Annotated in this window: 1 protein-coding gene and 1 pseudogene; one reads left to right on the forward strand and one right to left on the reverse strand. The window is 61.9% G+C overall.

All coding sequences use genetic code 11. The annotated features are described in order from the left end of the window. Positions 1 to 145 precede the first annotated feature (145 nt). Complete coding sequence (locus tag HP499_RS22500; RefSeq protein WP_253951747.1) at positions 146 to 2728, reverse strand: GEVED domain-containing protein; 2583 nt, start codon at positions 2726 to 2728, stop codon at positions 146 to 148. A 285-nt stretch (positions 2729 to 3013) separates the two neighbouring features. On the opposite strand from HP499_RS22500, the pseudogene HP499_RS22505 reads away from it, so the two are divergent. Continuing rightward, positions 3014 to 3285 (forward strand): annotated as a pseudogene (locus tag HP499_RS22505) (hypothetical protein); the annotation flags it as partial.

The following is a 3285-nucleotide window of genomic DNA, read 5'->3' on the forward strand; positions in this document are numbered from 1 at the left end:
CCGTGATGGTGGCGGCGGCGGTCTTCAAAAGCCGCCGTGAGCTGTGATTACTCACTTCTGTCCTCTTTCTTAGTGGTGGTGCGGTGTTCGGAGATGAACACTTTCTGACATGCGTTCCCCCGGAATCGGTGGCACGCATGGTGCTTTAGGTGGCCGGTTGGTCTTTTCTGCGGCGGAGGTTTCCGGAAGCCAGGACGGCGGCCGCCAACAGCGTGGCGGAGCCGGCCAGGGCAAACGGCCAATAGCCGATGCCGCCGGTTTCGGGCATCTGGAGGGCCGGTACGTCCCGCACGCTGACCAGGAAGATCCCGTCAGAGTCCGGGTCCGCCGTGGTGACCACGCCGGCGCCGGTGCCTTGGCCGAGGGTGACTTCACCATCGGCTGCCACCGTGAAGCTGACGGCTTCGGCCAACAGGTTGAATCCGGCCGGAGCCTGGGTCTCTTCCAACCAATAGGTGCCCGGCTGGATGTTTTCCACCTGGAACTGGCCGGTCTGTCCCGGGATGGGCGTCACGGTGTAAGCGGTGTTGGGTCCGGGCGTGCCGGCAGCATCGGTCCTGAGCACCCAGGACGAACCATCCATGGCCACCCAGGAGGAGTCCGAGGACTCGCCCAGCTTCTCAATCAGGAATTTGGCGGTTACACGGTGCGTAGTAGTGCACTCCGGTGCAACCGGCGTCGCCCCTGTTACACATCGGGATGGAGGAACACTGCCGCGGCCGGTCACGGTATTGACTAGTTCCTCGCTCCAGGCATCTGCCTTGACCACTACTGAGTAGCTCAGCGTTGCGGTGGCGCCCGCCGGGAGGGTGAAGGCCGTCGTCGTCAGGGTGGTTGAACCGCTTGCCGGATTCGCTACGGGAGTGGCCGCTGCCGTGCCGATCTTCAGCGTGGCTGATCCGGCGACGAAGGTCGCCTGGTCCAAGACGTTCGCCAGGTTGTCCGTGAGGACTACCCCGCTGATCTGGCCGCTGGTACTGGTGGCGGTCACGGTGTAAACGATGGTCTGCCCCGGGCTCACCGACGGATTGGTGACGCCGCCAACGGTGGCACCCTTGCTGATGGTCCATGCCGGTGGCGCAGTAATTTGCGCGGTGCTGGTTGCAGTGACCGGAGCGCCGACGGGCGGGGTTCCAGTGACCCGCGCCGTATTGGTCAACAGACCCGAGGTGACGTCGGTCTGCGTCACCACATAGGTTGCAGTTGCCGTGACTGACTGGCCCGCCAGCAATGTTCCAGGAAGACCTGGCCATGTGTAGGTGAGGGCTGACATGGCGCCGGAGCCGGAGAACTGTGTCTCCGTGATGACCACTCCGGTCAGTGTGACATTGCCCGTGTTGGTGGCGACGAACGTGTAGGTGGCCGTCTGGCCTGCCACCAACGTGGTCCTGTCCACGGACTTGACCAGGGAAATCGCCGGTGCAGGAGCGGGGGCTACGGTAAAGACATAGTCCTCCACTTCACCGGAGTTCGATGCCCCGATCGGCGACTGGATCTGTGTGGCCGTGTAGCCGATGCGGAACCTGGCGTAGGTAGTGCCTGCGGTCATGCCGCCGGGAATGGTGGCCCATGTCAGCGTTGCAGAGGTGGCTCCGGCCGCGAAGGTAGCGCAGGCCCGTTCGGCTGGGTTGTCGAAAATCGCGTCCTTGTCGAAGTCGATCCATCCACAGGTTGTGCCTGCCTTGCTGGCTCCGCTGATGGCCACAGTGGTGGAGTAACTCGTTGCGCCCAAGGTCATGGGGGTCAGCACCACCCCGTTGTCCTGATCCAAGGCAGCGGTGGCACTGGCATTGGGGGAAACTGTGCCGTTCGCAACCTGTGCGTTGTCTTCGGTCACAGAGGATCCCAGGGTGACGTCGGACAGGACAGCAGATGCGGCGTTGTTTTGGTCGTAGCTCGTGGGGGCGTCGCCAAAGTCCTGCGGCACGGTAAGCGTCATCACGTAGTTGTCTTCGCTGTGCAGCGGTGATAGGGGGTCATTGTCCGAATACCCCGGGAGGGCCGCTGTGGTCCTGGTGAACATGGCGGAGACATTGAAGGTCAGGGTGGAAACGAGGCCGTTGATCCGCACTGCTCCACAGGCAGCAGTCGCTCCCGCATCCGGCGGTTGCGGCGTTGAGGATTGGACCACGGTGTTGCACCGCGCGGACGTGCTGTCGTTCACGGCAGTGATGGTGTTGCCGGACACTGAAAGGTTTCCGCCTGACAGCTTGGTCATGGTCAGGCCGGTGGTTGCCAGCCCAAGCACGGCATGGAGTTGGGAGATACGGTCAATGCTGCCGTTGAGTCCCTCATCCCAAGCGGAGTTGCCGCCCAACCCTGCGAGGTTCAGCACCGGGTTCCGGACTGGCTGGCTGAAGTTGATGGTGATGCTGCCCAGTCCGGAGCACGGACCAGTTGTGGCGCAGTTGTTGACCGCATCGGTGGAGAATTCCACGGCAGGCAGGGTCCCGACGAGACCTTGGCTATAGTCGCTGGGCACGAAGCCTCGACTGCCCAGGGTGGATCCAACAAAGACATCAGTCAGTCCGGATGCGGAATAGGTGGTAGTAAGCCCGGAACCGGGCATGGTCATGGTGGCAATGCCATTGGAAATGACGGGAGCCGCGGTGGGCACCTGATATGCCTGGGCCGCCGTCCCGGGGCCAAAGACCCCGAATGACAGCGTCCCAAGTAACACCATGAGCACGGCCAAAAATGCCGTTGCTTTCCCAAGGGGAGACTTCAAGGGAGATTCCTTCCAGAACTCGGAGTCATCCACGTCACTGGCAGCCCCCGTTTATTGATCGAACGCCGACGAATGACACAGCTGAATGTGTGTGCAAATCGTGTGCCGCTGCTTGCGGGCAGGCGGCTTCGATCGTCAAGTACCGCAAGGGAGAAAAACGTGTCACAGTTTTCAGAATCTTTTGAGAGTCGACTTCCAAAAGCCGGAGAAGAGTGCGCTCACTGGGAGCGAGGAGCCGGGTCAGGCCGCTAGAATGGGCTGATTGAAACGATGCAAAGGATGGACATGGTCAACGACGCCCTTTCCCCGCAGACCCCGCAGACCCTACAGACCCCACTGCCCCTCAACGACAACGGCGCCTGGTGCTGGTTCCAGGATGAGCGCGCACTGATCGATCCCGCCAACAACACCCTGCTGCTCGGTTCAGTGGCTTCGCCGGATGGCCTACAGGGCGCAGAGAGGGGCGGAAACATTGAAATCACGGTCCTGGATCTTGCTACCGGGACTAGCCGGATCCATGTACTCCATGAACACTTGGAAGCCGATGACCACAACGC

The organism is Paenarthrobacter sp. CM16 (assembly GCF_013179505.1).
In the GTDB taxonomy this organism is placed as follows: Bacteria; Actinomycetota; Actinomycetes; order Actinomycetales; family Micrococcaceae; genus Arthrobacter.